Genomic DNA, 23,509 nt, shown 5'->3' on the forward strand with positions numbered 1-23,509 from the left:
ATGCCAGTGTTACACAACCGCGTATCGAATGAGATGTTGAAGGCGCGTATGTTGGCTGAAACCGAACCGCGCACGACCATCTCATTTTACAAATACTTCACTATCAACGATCCACAAGCGACCCGCGATGAACTCTATCAGGCATTGACTGCGCTCAATGTCTTCGGGCGCGTCTATCTGGCGCGTGAGGGCATCAATGCGCAGATCAGCGTGCCGGAAAGTCAGGTGAACGCCTTCCGTGATTTTCTTTACGGCTTCGATCCGGCGCTTAATGGCTTACCCCTGAACATTGCGCTGGATGATGACGGGAAATCGTTCTGGGTTCTGCGCATGAAAGTGCGTGAGCGCATCGTGGCTGACGGTATTGACGATCCCAGCTTTAATGCGGGTGACGTCGGGGAATACCTGAAGGCCGCTGAAGTGAACGCCATGCTTGACGATCCTGATGCGGTCTTTATCGATATGCGCAACCACTATGAGTATGAAGTGGGCCATTTCGAGAACGCGATGGAAATTCCGGCTGATACCTTCCGCGAGCAACTGCCAAAAGCGGTTGAGATGATGCAGGAACATAAAGACAAAAAGATCGTGATGTACTGCACCGGCGGGATCCGCTGTGAGAAAGCCAGTGCGTGGATGAAGCACAACGGTTTCAACAAGGTCTGGCACATCGAAGGTGGCATCATTGAGTATGCTCGCCGCGCGCGTGAGCAGGGCCTGCCGGTGCGCTTTATCGGCAAAAACTTTGTCTTTGACGAGCGCATGGGGGAGCGTATTTCCGACGACGTGATCGCCCACTGCCACCAGTGCGGAACGCCTTGCGATACGCATACCAACTGCAAAAACGACGGTTGCCACCTGCTGTTTATTCAGTGTCCAACCTGCGCTGAGAAATTTAACGGCTGCTGTAGTGAGCTGTGCAGCGAAGAAAGCGTGCTGCCGGAAGAAGAGCAGCGTCGCCGTCGCGCAGGTCGCGAAAACGGGAACAAGATTTTTAATAAATCCCGCGGACGTCTGAATACCAAACTGGGTATTCCCGACCCTGAGTAATGTTTATGCCCGACGGAAAATACCGCCGGGCATATTTTTATCCCTTCTGCTGAACGCCTTCCACGGAAATAATCAGTTCAACATCCTGAGATGCCGGGCCTAAATCCGTGGTGATGTTAAAGTCTTTCAGGTGAATTTTACCTGCAGCTTCAAAGCCTGCACGTTTCCCGCCCCACGGATCATCACCCTGACCAAGCAATTTCGCATTAAGAGTGACGGGTTTCGTTACGCCATTAAGCGTCAGGTTGCCGGTAATATCCAGCTTGTCACCGTCCTTTTTCACGCCGGTAGAGGCGAATGTTGCCTGCGGGAATTTCGATACGTTCAGAAATTCTGCACTGCGTAAATGTTTATCACGCTCGGCGTGGTTAGTATCCACGCTGTTGGTATTAATGGTGACATTGACTTTATCCGCTGCCGGATTTTTCTCGTCAAAAGTAAAGGTGCCATCAAAATCGTTAAAGGTGCCATATAGCCAGCTATAGCCAAGATGCTGAATACGGAAATTGACGAAGGCATGTTGGCCCTCTTTATCAATTTTATAATCAGCCGCAACAGCAGAACCGGTGGTGAATAACAGTGAACCTAAGGCGATGCCCAGCAGGTGTTTTTTCATTTTATGCTCCAGAGTCAGAAGACGAACGGCCAAGCATGCGCTTCAGCGTGTCGTCTTTATCGATAACGTGATGTTTGAGGGCCGCAAGCCCGTGAAGGACAGAAAGAATAACCACGCTCCAAGCCAGCCACAGATGGACAACGCCAGCGGTATCCGCCTGGACGCCAGCATCGCTGAGCGTGGCGGGAACGTCAAAAAGACCAAAGACGCTGATCGGCTTGCCATCCGCTGTTGAAATAAGGTATCCGCTAATCAGAATGGCAAAAAGCAGGGCGTAGAGAGCAATATGGGCCGCGACAGCGCTCACGCGCGTGAATTTACCGTGGGTTTTCGGCGCGGGTGGCGGCGGGGAAATATGTCGCCAGACTACGCGAACAACCAGACCCATCATCAACAGGACACCTATGCTTTTATGCAGTTCCGGTGCCTGGTGATACCAGCCGTCATAATAGCTTAACGTGACCATCCAGAGTCCAAGCCCGAACATAGCATACACCGCAAGCGCGAATATCCAGTGCAAACTTATGGATATTATTCCGTAGCGATGGGGGGTATTACGCAATTGCATAGGAGATACCACTCAAAATCATTCGAGCAATAAAAATGAACGGGAAGAGAGGATATTGCAACTGAAATAAGTAGATAACGTTTTTAATTTAATTTATTTCAGCGTATTTGAAGGTGTTGCGTGGATGTATTTCAAAAGCTTCGAGCAATATAACTCAGGCGGAATCAGTGGATGCGTTAAAAAATAATTAACCTCAAGAAATGTCAATAAACGTAAGCGTTTCTTTTCAATAAAATACAATGTAAATAACATCAATGATTGCCAGCAGCGCCCACAACAACAGATAGAGCATAAAATGCTCGCGAATATTATTGACGAGTAAATCGACGATCCTGCGCATCATTTTTCCTCAGATAAAAGAGGCTCCGGGGACCGGAGCCTGGCGGGTATTATCCATTAAAACGTGAGAGCGAGAAGGGCTGCAGATCAAATGGCGGCGTAATACCCTGCGCAAACTGCGCGGCAATTTCGCCAAGCACGGAGGCGAACTTGAAACCGTGGCCGCTGAGCCCGGTAATGAGCAGCGTGTTGTCATGCTCCGGCAGGGTATCAATGATGAAATCTTCATCAGGCGTATTGTCATAGGTGCAGGCCGCGCCGTAGAGCAAGCCGCCAACGCCCGGCAGGATAGTGCGCAGGAACATGAACGCTTCTGAACCATCCTGAGGGTATGCGCCATAGGGTTTGCGCTCCTCAGGCGTGGAGATAATTTGTCCGCCGTTGTGTTTGCCAATCTTAAGCGCGTCTTTCTCTGACGGGAAGCCGTAGAACTGATCGCCGTTCGGTAACTCGCCGGTGAATGCCGGGAATTTATTCTGCGTGCTGTAACGCCCGTCTGACTGGAACCAGGAGAAGACTTTGCGCACGGGCTGAATGGGCAGATCCGGGAGCAGTTTTGTTACCCAGGTTCCGGCGCTAATTAGCAGCCGAGACGCAGAATAGTTTCCGTCAGCGGTGGTGACGGTGACACCGTCAGCATGATGGGTAATGCCGCTTACGGGACAGTTGAACAACTGGGCACAGCCGGCTTTTGCCGCCAAATCAATCCAGGTCTTAATGGCCGCTTCACAATGCAGTACGCCCGAGTTGGCTTCAAACAGCCCGATGTAATCATCCGGAACGGCGATCTCCGGCCAGCGTTGCATAATGCCGCTCGCATCCAGACGTTCAACATCAAGATTAAATTCCTTCGCGCTCTGTTCCACGTTCGCAAGAAATGCAGAACTGGCCGGGCCAAGGTTGATAATCCCCGTGCGGTCAAAAATGCGTTCTTCGGTCAGCGTTGCCAGTTCATCCCACAGCGTCTGGGCACGTAAGACCAGCGGGACATAACGCTCTCCTTCACCATAGGCGTGGCGAATAAGACGGGTATCACCGTGATGGCTACCTTCCGCGTGCGGAGGAAGATGGGCATCAATCATCAGAACCTTCAGACCGGCCTGCGTTGCGTAATAACCGGCAGCAGAACCTACGGAACCGCTGCCAATAATGATTAAGTCGTATCTCATATGCATCTCGTTAACTCACGCTTTGTTAGCAGAGTAATTAACTATGCGGGCTGACACAAGGGAGAAATAAATAAGGCACCACGTGGGTGCCTGTTGAGTGAAAAATGGGCATTGTACTAATGCCGTTTATACTCATTTTCCTGATAGTCGCCAGACTCTATTTTTGCGATACCTGCTTCTAAAATAGAAATAAACTGACGGGCGACGTCTGTTGTAAGCCACAGCGTCTGTCCAACTTCCGCTTCGTCACGGTTGAGTTGATTTGGGGTCTGGTAGTGCAAACGCAGCATCAGCGCATCGTAGCTATCTACGGTACTGATATCCCAGCCGACAAGCGGGTGGGTCTGGATGACTTCACTATTCTTTTCCATTATAACCCCCTAAATGCGTGTTAGAAGACAACGGCTTTGAGGTTCAATGCATGTTTTTCTGAAAGCATCTTCAGTATACAAGTAATAAGGGTTCCGAAGAGAAAAATAAACAGCTGGCAACACATTTTTCTGCGTTTTAGGATTCTTCGAACAATAAAACACCGTCTTGTTCACGATTTTCTAAGAAGATGCTGAAATAATTTGAACTTATCCAGGATAAAAAACAAAAAAAAGCCGGGGCGACCCGGCAAAACAAAACAATGAGGGAGCAAGGTTAATCCGTTATGAACCAGTCGTCGGCGCTTTCCCACGTTTCCTGCAGGATTTCGCGGATACGATCTTTGTCTTCTTTTGCACCGCCGATGACGGAGAGGTTGTTTGCGGCCGCGTAACGTACCGTTACGGCGCCATCATTTTCAGGAAAGGTGCTGTGAATACGACGGGATAACTCGCCCGCCAGCGCATCAAGTGCGCCAGCAGGCAGAACGGTTGTTTTGGCAATGGTGACTTCAATACGCATAAATGCCCCCTGTGTAATATACTGTTTATATATACAGGTATATTATGAATTTGACAACAGGAGGCGTTGATTTTTTAACGTTTTACCGTCCAGTGTACAGTTTCACCGGCCAGGAACGGGATCAGCGTGTCATCCGTCAACGGAATCGCGTCGTCCACCTGGCTGGCTTTGCGCTCCAGCTCGATGAAGCTCTCATTGACCGGCAGACCATAGAAGCGTGGGCCGTTGAGGGAGCAGAACGCTTCAAAATGTTCCAGCGCATTCATCTCTTCAAACACGGTGGCATAGCTCGCCAGCGCAGTAGGCGCGTTGAAGCAACCAGCGCAGCCGCAGCTGGCCTCTTTACGATGACGCGCGTGCGGGGCGGAGTCGGTACCCAGGAACGCGCGGGAGAAACCGCTCGCAACCAGCTCGCGCAGGGCTTGCTGGTGGATATTGCGTTTGAGGATCGGCAGGCAATAGAGGTGAGGGCGCACGCCGCCAACCAGCATGTGGTTACGGTTAAACATCAGGTGCTGAGGCGTGATGGTGGCGGCGATAAGATCGTTGCCATCGCGAACATATTCCGCGGCGTCTTTGGTGGTGATATGTTCAAACACCACCTTAAGGGCAGGCAGATGCTGGCGCAGCGGTTCCATTACCGTTTCGATAAACCGGGCTTCACGGTCGAAGATATCAATCTCGGCGTGCGTCACTTCCCCGTGTACCAGCAGCGGCATGCCCAGTTTTTGCATCCGTTCCAGAACGGGCATGATGGCATCAATGCTGGTCACACCGTGGCTGGAGTTGGTGGTGGCATTGGCCGGGTAGAGTTTTGCCGCGGTGAAGACACCTTCGTTAAACCCACGTTCTACTTCGTTCGGGTCGAGTGAATCGGTCAGGTAGCAGGTCATCAGCGGGGTGAAATCATGCCCCGCCGGAACGGCGTCAAGTATACGCTGGCGGTAAGCTATTGCGGCATCGACGGTCGTGACTGGCGGAACCAGGTTAGGCATAACAATCGCGCGGCCATAAATTTCGCTGGTATAGGGCACGACGGTTTTCAGCATATCGCCATCGCGCAGATGGATATGCCAGTCGTCAGGGCGGCGGATTTTAAGAACCTGGGGTTGTGCAGTCATGGAAGCTCCGGCTTGTCAGGAATCAGTCATAAGGATGGCTGTTTTTGCCGGACACAAATCATAAGCGGAAACGTTTTCGTTTGCACACTTTTCTGCGAAAAAAAAGGGCGCTTCCGCGCCCTTCAGGTTAATCGGTGAAAGGAATAATGATTTCTCCCGGTTTCACCTCTATCCCTTTTGCATATTTTTTCGCGAGCGCTTCACCCTTGCTCTTGTCTTCGCTCAAGACATAGGCGGGTTGCTGGTTGAAGTAATTACGCAGCGACTGATTCAGATAAGGCATCAGAGTTTGCAGTACCGGCTTCATTTTGTCCGGCGTGACGACCGCATCGACGATCTCCATTTCCTGCAGGAAAATGGCCCCTTTCTCTTTGTTGAAGACCGGCAGCGCCTTGAGCTTCAGCTTAATATCGGCTTTCTGGTTGCCGAATAATGAGGTCATATCCAGCGTGGCGTCACCGGAAAGGGTGACTTTGTTCGGTTCTTCACGTCCAATCTGGCTGGCGAGATTGCTGAGGACGATATGGGCATCGGCAAGGCCCGGAACGCCGATGTCTTTGGCAAAGTTATTATGTTTTTCCAGCGCCTGATTAATTTCCTGCTCACTGACGGTGTACTGCGTAAGCTGGTTACAGCCTACCAGCAGGCCACTCACAATTAACGCAGCGGCAATGACAATCTTCTTCATAGTGTTCCTCAACGAAAAATCGGCGCATCTGTCCTGATACGCCAGTATGTCAGTGTGAATAGTGAGAAACCAGCAGAAAAAACTGAGAATTGAGGCGGGAAAGGATACCCGCCAGAAAGAAGAACTAGGCGCCGGGTTCGAGCATGCCGCTCGCGCTGCGCTTCTGGCTGAATTGCCACCACAGGGCCAGCAGGGTCATAAAGCCTACCACGCCGAGCATCATCCACGGCAGTTCCGGCTGGTTCAGCGCTTTACCAGCGTCGAACAGCCAGCCGCCTCCGGCATAGCCCAGCGCGCCGCCAAGGGCGAGCCCAAGTCGACTGAACCCCATATAGCTGCCACGCGCGCGTGCATCGGCCAGTGAGGCACTCAGCGTCTCACGCGCGGGTTCGGCAATGATCGAGCCGATGTAGACGGTGCAAATCAGCATGAACAGCTGCTGCAGTGAATTCACGAGCCCGATGGGCATCATGCTCAGCGTCATCAGCAGAAGCCCTGCCATCAGGCGATGCTCCAGACGAAAGCGGCGCTCGCTCCAGCGGGCTATCGGGTAGAGGAGCGTCAGTGACAGGCAGGCCTCAATGGCATACATCCACTTCACGGCGGCAGGGGTTCCTGCAATGTCGTTAACCATGATCGGCAGCATCAGCATGCCCTGCACCGCCAGCATGTAGTACCCCGTCAGGGTGAGCACATAGGTGACAAAGCGTTTGTCGCGCAAAACGCGGCCCAGACCTTCTCTCACCGGTGCTTTCACCGTCGACAATTTCCACGCGGGCAGGAACAGGCCATTGAACAAGGCGCAGAGAATAAACAGCACCGCACCAGTCGCACAGACCAGACGGAAATCATACTGCAGGAGCCAACTGCCCAGCAGTGCGCCAATCACCGCGCCAGCGCTATCCTGCATCATCAGAATCGAGAAGAAGCGTCCACGGTGCTGCGGGCGGATCAGCTTCACCACCAGCGCGGTACGCGGCGGATCGAACAGGGTGCCGCCAATCCCGGAGAGGAAGCAGGAGAACCACAGCAGCCAGGGCTCGTGGGCGATTGCCATCGTGGCAAAGCCTGCCGCGCGTAACAGCATGCCGGTAACGATCATCGGTTTAGCGCCGAAGCGGTCAGCAATGGCCCCACCAAAGACGCCCAGACCCTGCTGGACAAACTGGCGCAACCCCAGTGCAATGCCAACCATTAATGCCGCCCAGCCCATCTGATCGACAAAGCGGATCGAAATAAGCGGAAAAACGACAAAAAAGCCGAGCACGACCAGCATGTTATCGACGAGCAGGAAATATTTACCCAGGCTCCTGGCCTGTGATACGCGGGACATTGTTCCCTCCAGGGAAAATAAGAAGGTGAGCACGCTAACATTCTGCGGTGTCGCCGCGTTTTTTCCCACCCCCGGGCGTGACAATATTTTTTTATCAAAAGGGTGCTTTGATAGAGAGTTCTCATCGAAAAATGTGAAAAGAGGTCAAAATGGTATGTCACTGTTTTCACAGACGGCGCAGGCGCAGGTATAGTAAAGCTAATCGGTAGAACAGAAGTGACGGGAAGGAGTGGTATCGATGTTTGGCTATCGCAGCAATGTGCCAAAAGTGCGTCTGACAACGGACAGGCTCGTCGTTCGTCTAGTGCATGAGCGTGATGCCTGGCGTCTGGCGGATTATTACGCCGAGAATCGCCAGTTTTTAAAGCCCTGGGAACCCGTTCGGGATGAGAGCCATTGTTACCCCTCCGGCTGGCAGGCGCGTCTCAGTATGATCGCGGAATTTCACAAACAGGGCAGCGCATTTTATTTCGCGCTGCTGGATCCGGAAGAAAAAGAGATTATCGGCATCGCCAATTTTTCTAACGTGGTGCGCGGATCGTTCCATGCCTGTTATCTCGGCTACTCCATCGGTCAGAAATGGCAGGGGCAGGGGCTGATGTTTGAGGCGTTAACGGCGGCGATCCGCTACATGCAACGCACGCAACATATCCACCGTATTATGGCGAACTACATGCCGCATAATCAGCGCAGCGGGGATTTGCTGGCGCGCTTAGGCTTTGAGAAAGAGGGCTACGCCAAAGACTATCTGCTTATCGATGGCGAATGGCGCGATCATGTCCTCACCGCATTAACCACCCCGGACTGGACTGCAGGTCGTTAAGGAGAAAAGATGAAATATCAGTTAAGCGGTGCAGAAGCGCGCGTTGTCGGCAGCCTGCTGGAAAAACAGGTCACCACGCCGGAACAGTATCCGCTTTCGGTCAACGCCGTGACGATGGCCTGCAACCAAAAAACCAACCGTGAGCCGGTCATGAACCTCAGCGAGCATGATGTTCAGGACGTGCTGGATGCGCTGGTCAAACGCCACTACCTGCGCACCGTCAGCGGCTTCGGTAACCGCGTCACGAAGTATGAACAGCGCTTTTGTAACTCCGAATTTGGCGACCTGAAGCTGAGCAGCGCGGAAGTGGCGGTCATCACCACGCTGTTGCTGCGGGGGGCACAGACGCCAGGGGAACTGCGGACGCGCGCTTCCCGTATGCATGAGTTCAGCGATATGCAGGAGGTCGAACAGACGCTTGAAGGGCTGGCGGCTCGTGAGGACGGCCCTTACGTGGTGCGTCTGGCGCGCGAGCCGGGAAAACGCGAAAGCCGATATATGCATCTGTTTAGCGGTGATGTTGACGCCGCAAGCGCAGCGGCTGAATCGGATCGCCCTGAAAACAATGACAGCCTTGCCGCGCGCGTAGAGGCCCTGGAAGAAGAGGTCGCCGGGCTAAAACAGCGTCTGGATGCGTTGCTGGCACATCTGGGAGACTAACAGTGAAAAAATTACGCATTGGCGTGGTCGGTCTGGGCGGTATCGCGCAGAAAGCCTGGCTACCGGTTTTGGGCGCAGCATCTGACTGGACGCTGCAGGGGGCCTGGTCGCCCACGCGCGAGAAGGCCGAACGCATCTGTGAAACCTGGCGCATTCCGTATGCCAGCTCGCTTCAGGCGTTAGCCCACGAGTGCGATGCGGTATTTGTGCATACCTCAACGGCAACGCACTATCAGGTGGTGAGCGAGCTGCTCAACGCGGGTGTCCACGTCTGCGTGGATAAGCCGCTGGCAGAAAATGTTCAGGATGCCGAACGGCTGATTGAGCTTGCCGCGCGCAAAAAGCTGACGCTGATGGTGGGCTTCAACCGCCGCTTCGCACCGCTTTACCAGCAGCTTAAGGCGCAGTCGGGCACGTTTGCCTCGCTGCGGATGGATAAGCACCGCACCGACAGCGTCGGGCCGAACGATCTGCGCTTCACCCTGCTGGATGATTATCTTCACGTTGTGGATACGGCGTTATGGCTGACGGACGGCAATGCACAGCTGAAAAGCGGCACTCTGCTGACAAACGATCAGGGGCAGATGGTCTATGCGGAACACCACTTTGCCGTTGAGCATCTTCAAGTGACCACCAGCATGCATCGTCGGGCCGGTAGCCAGCGTGAATCCGTGCAGGCGGTGACCGACGGCGCGCTGGTCGACATTACGGACATGCGTGAGTGGCGGGAAGAGAAGGGCAACGGCGTGGTGACACTGCCCGTTCCCGGCTGGCAGAGCACGCTGGAGCAGCGCGGTTTTGTCGGGTGTGCTCGTCACTTTATCACCTGCGTACAAAATCAGACGGTTCCTGAAACCTCCGGCGAGCAGGCGATTCTGGCGCAGCGCATTGTAGAAAGGCTCTGGCGCGACGCCATGAGTGAATAACTCGCTGTAACATCTGCGGATAGTAATTCGTTGAAATCCGGTTAGACTAAGCGCCGCTTGTTGGCTTTGCCGGGTGGCGCTTACGCTTACCCGGTCTACAAATCCGTATGGTTCTGGAAATTCACGTTAATGAACTTATTAAAATCGCTGGCGGCCGTCAGCTCAATGACCATGTTTTCCCGCGTGCTCGGCTTTGCGCGCGACGCCATTGTGGCAAGGGTATTTGGTGCAGGGATGGCCACGGACGCCTTTTTCGTCGCGTTCAAATTGCCGAACTTATTACGCCGTATTTTTGCGGAAGGCGCATTTTCCCAGGCCTTCGTGCCGATTCTCGCAGAATATAAAAGCAAGCAGGGCGAGGACGCGACCCGCGTTTTTGTCTCTTACGTCTCGGGGCTACTGACCCTGGCGCTGGCGGTGGTGACCGTCATCGGGATGCTGGCCGCGCCCTGGGTGATTATGGTGACGGCACCGGGCTTTGCGGATACGGCGGATAAATTTGCCCTGACCTCGCAGCTTCTGCGCATTACCTTCCCCTATATTCTGCTGATCTCGCTGGCCTCGCTGGTGGGGGCGATACTCAATACCTGGAACCGCTTCTCCGTCCCGGCGTTTGCGCCGACGTTTCTTAACGTCAGCATGATCGGCTTTGCGCTGTTTGCCGCACCGCATTTCAATCCGCCGGTGCTGGCGCTGGCCTGGGCCGTGACCGTGGGCGGCGTGCTGCAGCTTGCTTACCAGCTGCCGCACCTGAAGAAAATCGGCATGCTGGTCCTGCCGCGTATCAACCTTAAAGATGCCGGTGCGATGCGGGTTATTAAGCAGATGGGGCCCGCGATCCTCGGGGTATCCGTCAGCCAGATCTCACTCATCATCAACACCATTTTTGCCTCTTTCCTGGTATCTGGTTCGGTCTCATGGATGTACTACGCTGACCGTCTGATGGAGTTTCCATCCGGCGTGCTGGGCGTGGCGCTGGGGACCATCCTGCTGCCGTCGCTCTCCAAAAGCTTTGCCAGCGGCAACCACGATGAGTATTGCCGCCTGATGGACTGGGGGCTGCGTCTCTGCTTTTTGCTGGCGCTGCCGAGCGCGGTGGCGCTGGGGATTCTGGCGAAACCGCTGACGGTGTCGCTGTTCCAGTACGGTAAATTTACCGCCCATGACGCCGCCATGACCCAGCAGGCGCTTATTGCCTATTCGGTAGGGTTGATGGGGCTGATTGTCGTGAAGGTGCTGGCACCGGGGTTCTATTCACGCCAGGACATCAAAACGCCGGTGAAAATCGCCATTGTGACGCTGATTATGACCCAGCTGATGAACCTGGCGTTTATCGGTCCGCTGAGACACGCCGGACTGGCGCTGTCGATTGGTCTGGCGGCCTGCCTGAATGCCGGGCTGCTGTACTGGCAGCTGCGTAAGCAGGATATTTTCACGCCGCAGCCGGGCTGGTCGCGTTTTCTTGCGCGTCTGGTGATCGCGGTGCTGGTGATGTCGGCGGCATTGCTGGGCATGCTGTATGTCATGCCGGACTGGTCAGCGGGCACCATGCCATACCGCCTGATGCGCCTGATGGCCGTTGTGGTGGTCGGCGTGGTGGCATACTTCGCCCCGCTCGCGGCGTTGGGATTCAAGGTGAAAGAGTTCACCCGCCGTACGGCATAAACGCCAAAAGGGGAGTTCACCTTATGGTGCTCCCCACAGCCTGATTTGCCGCTAAGGCGTCAAATCGAAATCTTTTTCCCGCCCGTAATGCGTGCCGTGGCCGTCTGACCATCCGCACCGTACAGCCCCGGCTCTTTATGGGGTTTTAATACTTCCAGAGCCTGCTGATTACGCACCATCTGTCCCTCAAGTAACCAACCGTTATGCTGGTTGAGATCGCGCAGATGCTGGGTTTTTTCCGTAATCGTTTGCCAACGTTCGACAATTTCATCGTTGGCGCTGCGCTTCTGATCCTGTTCAGCGCGTCGCTGCTGCTCAAGGTAATCCAGCGTCGCCAGAAGCGAACTTTTGTCTTCAGTAATGCGTTGCACCGCGCTGCCGTTGATTTGACCCGAAGACAGGTGTTGTTGTTCAGCATCCATTACCGTTTTCAGGTCGTTCAGGACAACCGTCATCTGATCCAGTATTTCTGACAGTCGACTCATACGGTTATTTACTCTGTAAGAAACTCTGCGCTTCCTCGATCAGCGCGTCAGCGATTTTGCTGGTATCCATTTTCAGCTCGCCGTTACGAATGGCCGTTTTCAGCGCTTCAACACGTTCCATGTTGATATCGCTGCTGCCCGGCTGCATCAGTTTGGACTGCGCGTCGCTCAGGGTCACGCTGGTGCTGTTAGCCGTAGACGGTTTTTCCAGACGCGTTTTCTGCGCGGGAGCGTCATTCGTTTCGCGAGGTTGTACAGTGCTAACCGGCTTCAGGGCTGATGTACGATCAATGCTCATAGTGTTGTCCTCATCGAGGGTTCGCGGCGTTTGCGCCTGACATCATCATTAGTTGAATATTTATCGGCAGGCACCGCGAAATCTTTAAAAAGATTATAGGTTAATCAGAATATTCCCATCAGAATCGACGGTTCCGCTAACCACCTGGCCTGAAGACATTCTGACCCGGGCATTTTGCGCCACGGCGGCATTGTTTAATGCCTTACCTTCACTGTTGATACTAAAGCCGTCTCCGTTGGCGACCCCCATCACCTGCTGACCCGCTTTCACCCGCCACGCTTTACGCAGCATAGAGAGCTGAATGGCCTGGCCTGGTGCCATATCGCGCAGGCTGACCGCGTCCTGTGCCTGGTTTATGTCCAGCATCGTTCGCGGCGGAAGCTGATCCAGTCGACCGCGTTTAAGCGTCACGCTGCTGGCCTGCAGTACCCTGCCGCGGGCAATGGGCGCGGCGGCAACAACATAATTGCCCGTCGCCTGAACCGCAACCTGTAAATAGCGTTTTTCGTTGGCGCAGCGCGCCAGCACGTTCACGTTACCCCACAGCTTTGTCGTGCCGGTCACGGTGAATGAGGGCTGTTCGCAGGAGGGATAGAGATTAGGCGGCGTGCGAACGGTGACGCTGACTTCATCACTAAAGCCCGCCAGCTGCTGTGCAAAAAAAGTCGTCAGCTGAGCCTGTAAGTTTTCAGCCTGCGCCAGAGGGCTTAAAAGCAATAAGGTTGCCGCCAGGCCTCGTTTTATCGTCCGCATTGCACATCCCACCGTTTCCAGAATTGAGAGGATTCTACCCGCAGTGGTTTTACATCAACGCAATAAATAGCGACGCATTTTGCGCTTATTCCGTCGATAGGGGAGACGGGGTGAGATTTAAGCTGTGAACTGAAATTTTGCCATCAGCGGAGGAGACATGCTCGATAAACTCGACGCCGCGTTACGTTTTCAGCAGGAAGCGCTCAATTTACGCGCCCAGCGGCAGGAGATTTTAGCCGCCAATATTGCCAACGCCGATACCCCGGGGTATCAGGCGCGCGATATTGATTTTTCCAGTGAACTTAAAAAAGTGATGGAGCGCGGACGTGCCGAAGGAACGGGTGTCGCACTTGCACTGACATCCTCACGCCATATTCCTGCTCAGGCGATGACCGCGCCCACGACCGATTTACTTTATCGCATTCCCGACCAGCCATCGCTTGACGGCAATACCGTCGACATGGACCGGGAGCGTACGCAGTTTGCCGATAACAGCCTGCAGTACCAGACGGGTCTGACCCTACTCGGCGGACAAATTAAAGGCATGATGACCGTCCTGCAAGGGGGCAACTAATCCATGGCTTTGCTGAATATTTTTGATATCGCCGGTTCGGCGTTAACGGCACAGTCCAAGCGTCTGAACGTTGCCGCCAGTAACCTCGCTAACGCCGACAGCGTAACCGGTCCTGACGGACAGCCCTATAAAGCAAAACAGGTGGTCTTTCAGGTCGATGCTGCACCGGGTGCGGCAACAGGCGGCGTGAAAGTCTCTGACGTGGTGGAGAGCCAGGCACCTGACAAGCTGGTGTATGAACCGGGCAACCCGCTCGCCGATGCCAGTGGTTACGTGAAGATGCCTAACGTGGATGTGGTCGGTGAGATGGTGAACTCGATGTCCGCCTCGCGCAGCTATCAGGCAAACGTCGAAGTGCTCAACACCGTGAAGAGCATGATGCTCAAAACACTCACGCTCGGCCAGTAAAGGAGACACGCATGTCCATTGCCGTCAGTATGAATGACCCAACGAATACGGGGGTCAGCAGTGCCAGCACGACCTCCGGTTCCAGCTCCCTGACCGGAAGCAGTGCTAACGATCTGCAAAGCAGCTTCTTAACGCTGCTGGTGGCGCAGCTGAAGAACCAGGATCCTACCAACCCGATGCAGAACAACGAACTGACCACGCAGCTTGCGCAGATCAGTACAGTGAGCGGCATTGAGAAACTGAATACCACGCTCGGCTCCGTCTCCGGTCAAATCGACAACAGCCAGTCTTTGCAGGCAGCCAACCTGATTGGTCATGGGGTGATGATCCCGGGGACCACCATTCTGGCGGGCACCAGCACCACCGATGGCACCTCAACCACCACCACCACGCCGTTTGGCGTTGAGCTGCAGCAGGCGGCTGACAAAGTGACCGCGACGATCACCGACTCGACCGGTGCCGTGGTACGCACCATCGACATCGGTGAGTTGAAAGCTGGTGTGCATACCTTCACCTGGGATGGCAGCCTCACCGACGGCACCAAAGCACCAAACGGTTCCTATAAGGTGGCGATCAGCGCCAGCACCGGGACCACCCAGCTGGTTGCGCAGCCGCTGCAGTTTGCACTGGTTCAGGGCGTCATCAAAAGTAGCGATGGCAACAAACTGGATTTGGGTACCTCTGGTACCACCACACTCGACGAAGTTCGGCAGATTATCTAAGCCTTTACACTTATCAGGAGTAAGTCATGGCCTTTTCTCAAGCGGTCAGCGGCCTGAATGCTGCGGCCACCAACCTGGACGTCATTGGCAACAACATCGCCAACTCCGCGACCTATGGTTTTAAATCCGGTTCGGCCTCGTTTGCCGATATGTTTGCAGGCTCTAAAGTCGGCCTGGGCGTTAAAGTCGCGGGTATCACTCAGGACTTTACCGACGGTACAACCACCAATACCGGTCGTGGTCTGGACGTTGCCATCAGCCAGAACGGTTTCTTCCGTATGGTGGATTCCAACGGCTCTGTGTTCTACAGCCGTAACGGCCAGTTTAAGCTCGACGAAAACCGTACTCTGGTGAACATGCAGGGGATGCAGTTGACCGGCTATCCGGTTGCAGGTACGCCACCAACGGTGCAGACCGGTGCGAACCCACAGGCGATTACTATCCCTAACACCCTGATGGCCGCGAAGGCGACCACAACGGCAACCCAGCAGATCAACCTGAACTCCACGGATGATGCGCAGACTGCCGCGTTCGATGCGACTAACCCGGATACCTACAACAAAAAAGGGACCGTGACCGTATTCGATACCCAGGGTAACGCCCACAACATGTATGTCTACTACGTCAAAACAGCAGACAACAAATGGGATCTGTACACCCAGGACGGTAGCGTTGCCGGTTCTCCAGCAACCAAAGCCGCTCAAATGAACCTTGACAGCAACGGTAACCTGGCGGGCGTGTACAACTACAACGCGGCTGGCGTACTGAGCGCGACGCCAAACGCCACCCCGGCCATCAACATCACCACCGGTTCAGTGAGCGGCGCGACGCCAGCGACGTTCTCCCTGAGCTTCCAGAACTCCATGCAGCAGAATACCGGTGCCAACAACGTTGTCGGGACCACCCAGAACGGTTACAAGCCGGGCGATCTGGTGAGCTATCAGATTAACGACGACGGTACCGTTGTGGGTAACTACTCCAACGAACAGACGCAGGTTCTGGGTCAGATCGTGCTGGCAAACTTCGCTAACAACGAAGGCCTGAAATCGGAAGGCGACAACGTCTGGTCTGCAACCCAGTCCTCCGGCGTTGCGCTGCTCGGCACGGCGGGCACCGGTAACTTTGGTACGCTGACCAACGGCGCGCTGGAAGCCTCTAACGTGGACCTGAGTAAAGAGCTGGTGAACATGATTGTCGCGCAACGTAACTACCAGTCGAATGCGCAGACCATCAAAACGCAGGATCAGATCCTCAACACGCTGGTTAACCTGCGTTAAGCGGCTAACAGGAACGCGCAATGGATCACGCAATATATACAGCGATGGGCGCGGCAAGCCAGACGCTCAATCAGCAGGCAGTTACCGCCAGCAACCTGGCGAACGCCTCCACGCCGGGCTTTCGCGCGCAGCTCAATGCGCTGCGTGCGGTCCCGGTCGAAGGGCTTTCATTGCCTACGCGTACGCTGGTGACGGCATCCACTCCCGGTGCCGATATGACGCCGGGCCAGATGGATTACACCTCGCGTCCGCTGGACGTTGCTCTTCAGCAGGACGGCTGGCTGGCGGTGCAAACGGCAGACGGCGGCGAAGGCTATACCCGTAACGGTAATATCCAGGTGAGCGCAACCGGGCAGTTGACCATTCAGGGTCATCCGGTGATGGGCGAAGCCGGTCCGCTCACGGTACCGGAAGGTTCGGAGCTGACCATCGCGGCAGACGGCACCATCTCGGCGCTGAATCCGGGCGACCCGGCTAATACCGTTGCGCCCGTCGGGCGACTGAAGCTGGTTAAAGCGGAAGGCAAAGAGGTGCAGCGCGGCGATGACGGCATGTTCCGTCTGACCCAGGCGGCACAGGCCACCCGTGGCGCTACCCTCCAGGCTGACCCGAGCATTCGCGTGATGTCCGGCGTGCTGGAAGGCAGTAACGTCAAGCCGGTTGAAGCCATGACCGACATGATCGCCAGCGCCCGCCGTTTTGAAATGCAGATGAAAATTATCAGCAGCGTGGATGAAAACGCGAGCAAGGCTAACCAACTTCTGGCTATGAGTTAACAGGACTCCTTATGATCAGTTCCTTATGGATCGCGAAAACAGGCCTGGACGCGCAGCAAACCAACATGGATGTGATTGCCAACAACCTGGCAAACGTCAGCACCAATGGTTTCAAGCGTCAGCGTGCGGTTTTCGAAGATTTGCTTTATCAAACCATTCGCCAGCCGGGTGCTCAGTCTTCTGAGCAAACGACGCTGCCGTCCGGTCTGCAGATTGGTACCGGCGTGCGTCCGGTAGCGACCGAGCGTCTGCACAGCCAGGGCAACCTGTCTCAGACCAACAACAGTAAAGATGTCGCCATCAAAGGGCAGGGTTTCTTCCAGGTGCAGCTGCCTGACGGTACCTCAGCCTACACCCGTGACGGCTCATTCCAGGTGGATCAAAACGGCCAACTGGTGACGGCGGGCGGCTTCCAGGTTCAGCCTGCAATCACCATTCCGGCGAATGCCCTGAGCATCACCATCGGGCGCGACGGTATCGTGAGCGTTACCCAGCAGGGTCAGGCCGCGCCCGTTCAGGTTGGACAGCTCAACCTGACCACCTTCATGAACGATACCGGTCTGGAAAGCATTGGTGAGAACCTCTACACCGAAACCCAGTCCTCCGGTACGCCAAATGAAAGCACGCCGGGACTGAACGGCGCGGGTCTGCTGTATCAGGGTTATGTTGAAACCTCGAACGTTAACGTGGCGGAAGAGCTGGTGAATATGATCCAGGTTCAGCGCGCGTATGAAATTAACAGTAAAGCAGTGTCGACGACCGACCAGATGCTGCAGAAACTGACGCAACTCTAAGGTGCAGCCCGGTGCGGTCAACGCCGCACCGGCTCCCTGTTTTCGAAGATGAAGGCAATGCAAAAAAACGCGGCGTTTCGTTATCCGATACTGACTGTTCTGGCCGTCACCCTCAGCGGGTGTGCCTGGATCCCGTCTAAACCATTGGTCGAGGGTGCGACTACCGCCCAGCCCGTTCCCGGCCCTGCGCCCGTGGTGAACGGCTCCATTTTCCAGACCGCACAGCCGATTAACTACGGCTATCAGCCGCTGTTTGAAGATCGTCGCCCGCGTAACATTGGCGATACGCTGACCATTGTGCTGCAGGAAAACGTCAGTGCGAGCAAGAGCTCGTCGGCGAACGCCAGCCGCGATGGCAAAACCAATTTTGGCTTCGACACCGTTCCACGCTATCTGCAGGGCCTGTTCGGCAATGCGCGTGCGGATGTTGAGGCCTCCCGCGGCAATACCTTTAACGGTAAAGGTGGTGCGAACGCCAGTAACACCTTCAGCGGTACGCTGACGGTGACGGTTGACCAGGTGCTGGTTAACGGCAATTTACACGTTGTGGGTGAAAAACAGATCGCCATTAACCAGGGCACTGAGTTCATTCGCTTCTCCGGTGTGGTTAACCCTCGCACCATCAGCGGCACCAACACCGTACCGTCCACCCAGGTGGCGGATGCGCGCATTGAATACGTCGGTAACGGCTATATCAATGAAGCGCAAAATATGGGCTGGCTGCAGCGTTTCTTCCTTAACTTATCGCCGATGTAAGCGAGGTGACCCATGTTTAAAACGATCTTCGCCGTGGCGCTGGCGCTGGTGGCAACCTTCGCTCAGGCTGACCGTATTCGCGACCTGACCAGCGTTCAGGGCGTGCGCGAGAACTCGCTGATTGGCTATGGCCTGGTGGTGGGGCTGGACGGTACGGGTGACCAGACCACCCAAACGCCATTCACCACCCAGACCCTGAATAACATGCTTTCGCAGCTTGGTATTACCGTCCCTGCGGGGACCAACATGCAGCTGAAAAACGTGGCGGCGGTGATGGTGACCGCGTCCTATCCGGCGTTTGCGCGTCAGGGGCAGACCATCGACGTAGTGGTCTCCTCCATGGGTAACGCCAAAAGCCTGCGCGGCGGCACGCTGTTGATGACGCCGCTTAAGGGCGTCGACAGCCAGGTCTATGCCCTGGCGCAGGGTAACATTCTGGTTGGCGGTGCGGGTGCCTCTGCGGGCGGGAGCAGCGTGCAGGTGAACCAGCTGAACGGTGGGCGTATCACTAACGGGGCCATCATCGAGCGCGAGCTGCCGACCCAGTTTGGCGCAGGAAATACCATCAACCTGCAGCTTAATAATGAAGACTTCACGATGGCGCAGCAAATTGCCGACACCATCAACCGCAGCCGCGGCTACGGGAGCGCCACGGCGCTGGACGCGCGTACCGTGCAGATCCGGACCTCTTCGGGTAACAGTAACCAGGTGCGTATGCTGGCGGATATCCAGAATATGGAAGTGAACGTGCCGGTGCAGGATGCCAAAGTTATCATCAACTCACGCACCGGGTCGGTGGTGATGAACCGCGAGGTGTCGCTGGACAGCTGTGCCGTGGCGCAGGGTAACCTCTCCGTGACGGTGAACCGCTCCGCCAACGTCAGCCAGCCGGACACGCCATTTGGTGGCGGTCAGACGGTGGTGACACCGCAAACGCAGATTGATTTGCGCCAGAGCGGCGGCTCGCTGCAAAGCGTGCGTTCCAGCGCGAACCTGAACAGCGTGGTGCGTGCCCTGAATGCGCTGGGCGCGACGCCGATGGATCTGATGTCGATTCTGCAATCGATGCAAAGTGCAGGCTGCCTGCGCGCCAAACTGGAAATCATCTAATGCTGACCGATAGCAAACTGCTGACCGGTGCCGCCTGGGATGCCCAGTCGCTGAACGAACTCAAAACCAAAGCAGGAAAAGACCCGGCGGCGAATATCCGCCCGGTCGCCCGCCAGGTGGAAGGGATGTTCGTGCAGATGATGTTGAAAAGCATGCGTGAGACCCTGCCGAAAGACGGGATGTTCAGCAGCGATTCCACGCGGCTTTACACCAGCATGTATGACCAGCAGATTGCACAGCAGATGACCGCCGGTAAAGGACTCGGACTGGCTGACATGATTGTCAAACAGACCGCTGCCGCACAGGGTATTCAGCCTGAGGATCAGCCGCAGCAGGTGCCGATGAAGTTCGACATCGAAACGGTGACCAGTTATCAGAACCAGGCGCTGACGCAGATGGTGCGTAAGGCCATGCCGAAGCCCGCAGAGACGCGCGACGAGCCGCTCTCCGGCGACAGTAAGGACTTCCTGGCGCAGCTTTCTCTGCCAGCGCGACTGGCCAGCGAGCAGAGCGGGGTACCGCATCACCTGATCCTGGCCCAGGCGGCCCTGGAGTCGGGCTGGGGCCAGCGTCAAATCCGTAAGGAAAACGGCGATCCGAGCTTCAACATCTTTGGCGTGAAAGCTACCTCCAGCTGGAAGGGGCCGACAACCGAGATCACCACCACCGAATACGAAAACGGCGCGGCAGTGAAGGTAAAAGCCAAATTCCGCGTTTACAGCTCCTACCTTGAAGCATTGTCAGATTACGTCGGCCTGTTAAGCCGAAACCCGCGCTATACCGCCGTGACGCAGGCATCGACACCGGAGCAGGGCGCGCAGGCATTGCAGAATGCGGGATACGCTACCGATCCGAACTATGCGCGCAAGCTCACCAGCATGATCCAGCAGCTGAAATCGATGGGTGAGAAGGTGAGTAAAGCCTATAGCACCGATATTGAAAATCTGTTCTGAAAGTTCTCAAGTCCCGGTGGAGGCTGCCGATAACCTTCATCAGGACTCGTGTCTGAAAGTATAAAAGGAACCCCCATGTCCAGTTTGATTAACAGCGCCATGAGTGGCCTCAGTGCGGCACAGGCGGCACTTAATACCGTAAGTAATAATATTTCAAGCTATAACGTGGCAGGTTACACCCGCCAGAACACCATTCTGGGCGCGGCTAACAGCACGCTGACCGGCGGTGGCTGGGTGGGGAACGGGGTTTATGTCTCCGGCGTGCAGCGTGAGTATGACGCCTTCATTACCAACCAGCTGCGCGCAGCACAGACGCAGAGCAGTGGGCTGACAACGCGCTATCAGCAGATGTCAAAGATTGATGACGTGCTCTCCGATACCACCAACTCGCTTTCGACCACGCTGCAGGATTTCTTCAAGAGCCTGCAAACGCTGGTGAGTAACGCCGAAGATCCGGCTGCGCGCCAGACGGTGATCGGCAAAGCGGATGGACTGGTAAACCAGTTTAAAACCAACGATCAGTATCTTCGCGATCAGGATGCGCAGGTTAACACCGCGATCACCACCAGCGTGGATCAGATCAATAACTACGCGAAGCAGATAGCCAACCTTAACGATCAAATTTCCCGTCTGACCGGCGTAGGCGCGGGCGCATCGCCGAACGAACTGCTCGATCAGCGCGATCAGCTGGTGAGCGAGCTGAATAAGATTGTGGGTGTGGACGTGACCGTGCAGGACAGCGGTACGTACAATATCTCCATCGCGAACGGTTACACCCTGGTGCAGGGCAGTACTGCCAGCCAGCTGGCTGCGGTGAAATCCAGTGCTGACCCGTCGCGCACCACGATTGCCTACGTGGATGCAGCGTCTGGAAACGTTGAGATCCCGGAAAAGCAGATCACCACAGGGTCACTGGGTGGGCTGTTGACCTTCCGTTCTGAAGATCTGGATAAGGCGCGTAACACCCTTAACCAGATGGCGCTGGCGTTTGCCGACGCGATGAACACACAGCATGAAGCCGGGTTCGACGCAAATGGCGACGCAGGCGGCAAGCTGTTCGACTTCGGTTCACCTTCCGTACTGAGTAACAGCAAAAACACCGGCAGCGCATCGGTCACGGCGAGCGTAACGGACAGCTCTGCGGTGCAGGCGACGAACTATAAAGTTGAGTACAACGGGACCAACTGGACGGTCACGCGTCTGTCTGACAAAACCAGCTTTACGGCCACGCCGGACGGCAGCGGTAACCTGTCGTTTGATGGTTTGAACGTGAACATCACCGGTGCGGCCAACCAGAAAGACAGCTTCATCGTGAAACCGGTGAATGACGTCATTATGAATATGGACGTCGCGATTAGCGATGAATCCAAACTGGCGATGGCCTCCGCCAGCGACAGCGGCGATAGCGACAATACCAACGGCCAAAAACTGTTGGATCTGCAGAGCGCGAAGCTGGTGGGGAATAACAAAACCTTCAACGATGCCTATGCGTCACTGGTCAGTACGGTGGGGAGCACCACGGCATCGCTGAAAACCAGCAGCGCCACGAAAGACAACGTGGTAACGCAGCTGACCAAACAGCAGCAGTCGATTTCCGGGGTTAACCTGGATGAAGAATACGGCAACCTGCAGCGCTATCAGCAGTACTACCTGGCGAATGCGCAGGTTCTGCAAACGGCGAGCACGCTGTTTGATGCGTTGATCAACATTCGCTAAGGCCGGGGTTAAAAAATGCGTATTAGTACTCAAATGATGTATGAGCAGAGCATGCGCGGAGTGACGAACTCCCAGAGTCTCTGGCTGGGCTATGGCGAGCAGATGTCAACCGGCAAGCGCGTAAACCGTCCTTCCGATGACCCGATTGCGGCTTCTCAGGCCGTTGTACTCTCCCAGGCGCAGACGCAGAACAGCCAGTATGCGCTGGCGCGTTCTTTCGCCACGACCAAGGTGTCGCTGGAAGAGAACGTGCTGAAAGAGGTGACGAATGCGATTATCACCGCGCAGGAAAAAGTGGTTAACGCCGGTAACGGAACCCTCAGCGATGATGACCGACAGTCGCTTGCCACCAACCTGCAGGGGATCCGCGATCAGCTGATGAACCTGGCAAACAGCACCGACGGTAATGGACGCTATATTTTTGCGGGTTACAAAACGGAAGCGGCGGCCTTCGACGAGACGACCGGCACCTATAACGGCGGCTCTACGCCAATCAGCCAGCAGGTTGACGCCGCGCGTACCATGCAAATCAGCCACACGGGCAGTGAAGTTTTCGATACCTTCACCAGTAACGCGAAACCGGAGCCGGACGGCAGCGCGCCGGAAACCAACCTGTTTAAGATCCTGGATACCGCTATCGCTGCGCTGAATACGCCGGTTGAAGGCGACCAGACTAAAGCCGATGCGTTTACGGCGGCGATGGATAAAACCAACCGCGGCCTGAGCAACTCGCTGAACAACGTGCTGACCGTGCGTGCAGACCTGGGGATCAAACTGGACGAGCTGGGCAAACTGGATTCGCTGGGCGATGACCGTGCTTTGGGCCAAACGCAGCAGATGAGCGACCTGGTCGATGTGGACTGGAACTCGGTGATCTCGTCTTACTCCATGCAGCAAGCGGCTCTGCAGGCCTCCTATAAGGCGTTTAGCGATATGCAGGGGATGTCCCTGTTCCAGATGAATAAATAACGTCTTGACCTCTTAGAACATGTCTTGAAACTGGGCATGTTTTGACTGCCCAGTCCGTATGGACTGGGC

General features: G+C 55.4%; 28 protein-coding genes. 16 read left to right on the top strand and 12 right to left on the bottom strand.

Annotated elements, in window-relative coordinates:
* Positions 1-1,050, top strand: coding sequence for an oxygen-dependent tRNA uridine(34) hydroxylase TrhO (gene trhO, locus ENTMO_RS0109165; protein WP_010429603.1), 1,050 nt, complete (start codon positions 1-3; stop codon positions 1,048-1,050).
* A 37-nt stretch (positions 1,051-1,087) separates the two neighbouring features.
* Here the strand turns inward: trhO and ENTMO_RS0109170 are convergent, their stop codons facing one another.
* The 9 genes from ENTMO_RS0109170 to mdtH form a co-directional block, all read right to left on the bottom strand.
* Positions 1,088-1,666, bottom strand: coding sequence for a YceI family protein (locus ENTMO_RS0109170; RefSeq protein WP_010429605.1), 579 nt, complete (start codon positions 1,664-1,666; stop codon positions 1,088-1,090).
* A 1-nt stretch (position 1,667) separates the two neighbouring features.
* The gene (locus ENTMO_RS0109175; RefSeq protein ID WP_029485034.1) at positions 1,668-2,234 is read right to left on the bottom strand and encodes a cytochrome b; all 567 of its coding nucleotides are present in this window, start codon (positions 2,232-2,234) and stop codon (positions 1,668-1,670) included.
* Between the two features lie 226 nt (positions 2,235-2,460).
* Positions 2,461-2,574: a DUF2770 family protein gene (locus ENTMO_RS24595; RefSeq protein ID WP_010429609.1), complete on the bottom strand. Its 114-nt coding sequence runs from the start codon at positions 2,572-2,574 to the stop codon at positions 2,461-2,463.
* A 49-nt stretch (positions 2,575-2,623) separates the two neighbouring features.
* A complete protein-coding gene (solA, locus tag ENTMO_RS0109185; protein ID WP_010429611.1) occupies positions 2,624-3,742 on the bottom strand; it encodes an N-methyl-L-tryptophan oxidase in 1,119 nt (372 codons plus the stop codon).
* 116 nt (positions 3,743-3,858) lie between these two features.
* Positions 3,859-4,113 (bottom strand): biofilm formation regulator BssS, encoded by a 255-nt coding sequence (bssS, locus tag ENTMO_RS0109190; protein ID WP_003858012.1) that lies wholly within the window; start codon positions 4,111-4,113, stop codon positions 3,859-3,861.
* A gap of 274 nt (positions 4,114-4,387) precedes the next feature.
* Positions 4,388-4,633: a DNA damage-inducible protein I gene (gene dinI / locus ENTMO_RS0109195; RefSeq protein ID WP_010429615.1), complete on the bottom strand. Its 246-nt coding sequence runs from the start codon at positions 4,631-4,633 to the stop codon at positions 4,388-4,390.
* 74 nt (positions 4,634-4,707) lie between these two features.
* Positions 4,708-5,754, bottom strand: a complete 1,047-nt coding sequence (pyrC, locus tag ENTMO_RS0109200) for a dihydroorotase (protein WP_010429618.1) — start codon at positions 5,752-5,754, stop codon at positions 4,708-4,710.
* A gap of 127 nt (positions 5,755-5,881) precedes the next feature.
* Positions 5,882-6,442 (bottom strand): lipoprotein, encoded by a 561-nt coding sequence (locus ENTMO_RS0109205; RefSeq protein WP_010429621.1) that lies wholly within the window; start codon positions 6,440-6,442, stop codon positions 5,882-5,884.
* A gap of 124 nt (positions 6,443-6,566) precedes the next feature.
* Positions 6,567-7,775, bottom strand: coding sequence for a multidrug efflux MFS transporter MdtH (gene mdtH / locus ENTMO_RS0109210; protein ID WP_010429623.1), 1,209 nt, complete (start codon positions 7,773-7,775; stop codon positions 6,567-6,569).
* A 238-nt stretch (positions 7,776-8,013) separates the two neighbouring features.
* On the opposite strand from mdtH, the gene rimJ reads away from it, so the two are divergent.
* The 4 genes from rimJ to murJ all read left to right on the top strand — a co-directional run bounded on the left by rimJ (position 8,014) and on the right by murJ (position 11,849).
* Positions 8,014-8,598, top strand: coding sequence for a ribosomal protein S5-alanine N-acetyltransferase (rimJ, locus tag ENTMO_RS0109215; RefSeq protein ID WP_010429626.1), 585 nt, complete (start codon positions 8,014-8,016; stop codon positions 8,596-8,598).
* Between the two features lie 9 nt (positions 8,599-8,607).
* A complete protein-coding gene (locus ENTMO_RS0109220) occupies positions 8,608-9,258 on the top strand; it encodes a YceH family protein (RefSeq protein WP_010429628.1) in 651 nt (216 codons plus the stop codon).
* Between the two features lie 2 nt (positions 9,259-9,260).
* Positions 9,261-10,184, top strand: a complete 924-nt coding sequence (locus tag ENTMO_RS0109225; protein ID WP_010429632.1) for a Gfo/Idh/MocA family protein — start codon at positions 9,261-9,263, stop codon at positions 10,182-10,184.
* Between the two features lie 129 nt (positions 10,185-10,313).
* The gene (gene murJ / locus ENTMO_RS0109230; RefSeq protein ID WP_010429634.1) at positions 10,314-11,849 is read left to right on the top strand and encodes a murein biosynthesis integral membrane protein MurJ; all 1,536 of its coding nucleotides are present in this window, start codon (positions 10,314-10,316) and stop codon (positions 11,847-11,849) included.
* Between the two features lie 59 nt (positions 11,850-11,908).
* Here the strand turns inward: murJ and flgN are convergent, their stop codons facing one another.
* From flgN to flgA, 3 genes are all read right to left on the bottom strand, one after another.
* On the bottom strand, positions 11,909-12,334 hold the full coding sequence (gene flgN / locus ENTMO_RS0109235) for a flagella biosynthesis chaperone FlgN (protein ID WP_010429636.1): 426 nt from the start codon (positions 12,332-12,334) through the stop codon (positions 11,909-11,911).
* Between the two features lie 4 nt (positions 12,335-12,338).
* Positions 12,339-12,632, bottom strand: coding sequence for a flagellar biosynthesis anti-sigma factor FlgM (gene flgM / locus ENTMO_RS0109240; protein WP_010429637.1), 294 nt, complete (start codon positions 12,630-12,632; stop codon positions 12,339-12,341).
* Between the two features lie 93 nt (positions 12,633-12,725).
* On the bottom strand, positions 12,726-13,385 hold the full coding sequence (flgA, locus tag ENTMO_RS0109245; protein ID WP_010429641.1) for a flagellar basal body P-ring formation chaperone FlgA: 660 nt from the start codon (positions 13,383-13,385) through the stop codon (positions 12,726-12,728).
* 157 nt (positions 13,386-13,542) lie between these two features.
* On the opposite strand from flgA, the gene flgB reads away from it, so the two are divergent.
* The 11 genes from flgB (at position 13,543) to flgL (ending at position 23,440) form a co-directional block, all read left to right on the top strand.
* Positions 13,543-13,959, top strand: coding sequence for a flagellar basal body rod protein FlgB (flgB, locus tag ENTMO_RS0109250; RefSeq protein ID WP_010429643.1), 417 nt, complete (start codon positions 13,543-13,545; stop codon positions 13,957-13,959).
* Positions 13,960-13,962: 3 nt separating this feature from the next.
* The gene (flgC, locus tag ENTMO_RS0109255; RefSeq protein WP_010429647.1) at positions 13,963-14,367 is read left to right on the top strand and encodes a flagellar basal body rod protein FlgC; all 405 of its coding nucleotides are present in this window, start codon (positions 13,963-13,965) and stop codon (positions 14,365-14,367) included.
* A gap of 11 nt (positions 14,368-14,378) precedes the next feature.
* Positions 14,379-15,089 carry a flagellar hook assembly protein FlgD gene (gene flgD / locus ENTMO_RS0109260; protein ID WP_010429650.1) on the top strand — a complete coding sequence of 237 codons (711 nt, stop codon included), beginning with the start codon at positions 14,379-14,381 and terminating at the stop codon, positions 15,087-15,089.
* A gap of 26 nt (positions 15,090-15,115) precedes the next feature.
* Entirely contained in the window at positions 15,116-16,366 is a 1,251-nt protein-coding gene (flgE, locus tag ENTMO_RS0109265) for a flagellar hook protein FlgE (RefSeq protein ID WP_010429652.1), read from the top strand.
* A gap of 20 nt (positions 16,367-16,386) precedes the next feature.
* The gene (locus ENTMO_RS0109270; RefSeq protein WP_010429655.1) at positions 16,387-17,142 is read left to right on the top strand and encodes a flagellar basal body rod protein FlgF; all 756 of its coding nucleotides are present in this window, start codon (positions 16,387-16,389) and stop codon (positions 17,140-17,142) included.
* 11 nt (positions 17,143-17,153) lie between these two features.
* Positions 17,154-17,936 (top strand): flagellar basal-body rod protein FlgG, encoded by a 783-nt coding sequence (flgG, locus tag ENTMO_RS0109275; protein ID WP_000625853.1) that lies wholly within the window; start codon positions 17,154-17,156, stop codon positions 17,934-17,936.
* A gap of 57 nt (positions 17,937-17,993) precedes the next feature.
* A complete protein-coding gene (gene flgH, locus ENTMO_RS0109280; RefSeq protein WP_010429658.1) occupies positions 17,994-18,692 on the top strand; it encodes a flagellar basal body L-ring protein FlgH in 699 nt (232 codons plus the stop codon).
* A 12-nt stretch (positions 18,693-18,704) separates the two neighbouring features.
* Positions 18,705-19,802, top strand: coding sequence for a flagellar basal body P-ring protein FlgI (locus tag ENTMO_RS0109285; protein ID WP_010429662.1), 1,098 nt, complete (start codon positions 18,705-18,707; stop codon positions 19,800-19,802).
* Positions 19,802-20,755, top strand: coding sequence for a flagellar assembly peptidoglycan hydrolase FlgJ (gene flgJ, locus ENTMO_RS0109290; protein WP_010429665.1), 954 nt, complete (start codon positions 19,802-19,804; stop codon positions 20,753-20,755). Before ENTMO_RS0109285 ends, flgJ begins: the two co-directional genes overlap by 1 nt.
* A 75-nt stretch (positions 20,756-20,830) precedes the next feature.
* Positions 20,831-22,471 (top strand): flagellar hook-associated protein FlgK, encoded by a 1,641-nt coding sequence (gene flgK, locus ENTMO_RS0109295; RefSeq protein ID WP_010429667.1) that lies wholly within the window; start codon positions 20,831-20,833, stop codon positions 22,469-22,471.
* A gap of 15 nt (positions 22,472-22,486) precedes the next feature.
* Entirely contained in the window at positions 22,487-23,440 is a 954-nt protein-coding gene (gene flgL / locus ENTMO_RS0109300; RefSeq protein WP_010429668.1) for a flagellar hook-associated protein FlgL, read from the top strand.
* The last annotated feature ends 69 nt before the right edge of the window (positions 23,441-23,509 follow it).

Origin of the sequence: Enterobacter mori LMG 25706 (genome assembly GCF_000211415.1) — a bacterium.
Taxonomy (GTDB): domain Bacteria; phylum Pseudomonadota; class Gammaproteobacteria; order Enterobacterales; family Enterobacteriaceae; genus Enterobacter; species Enterobacter mori.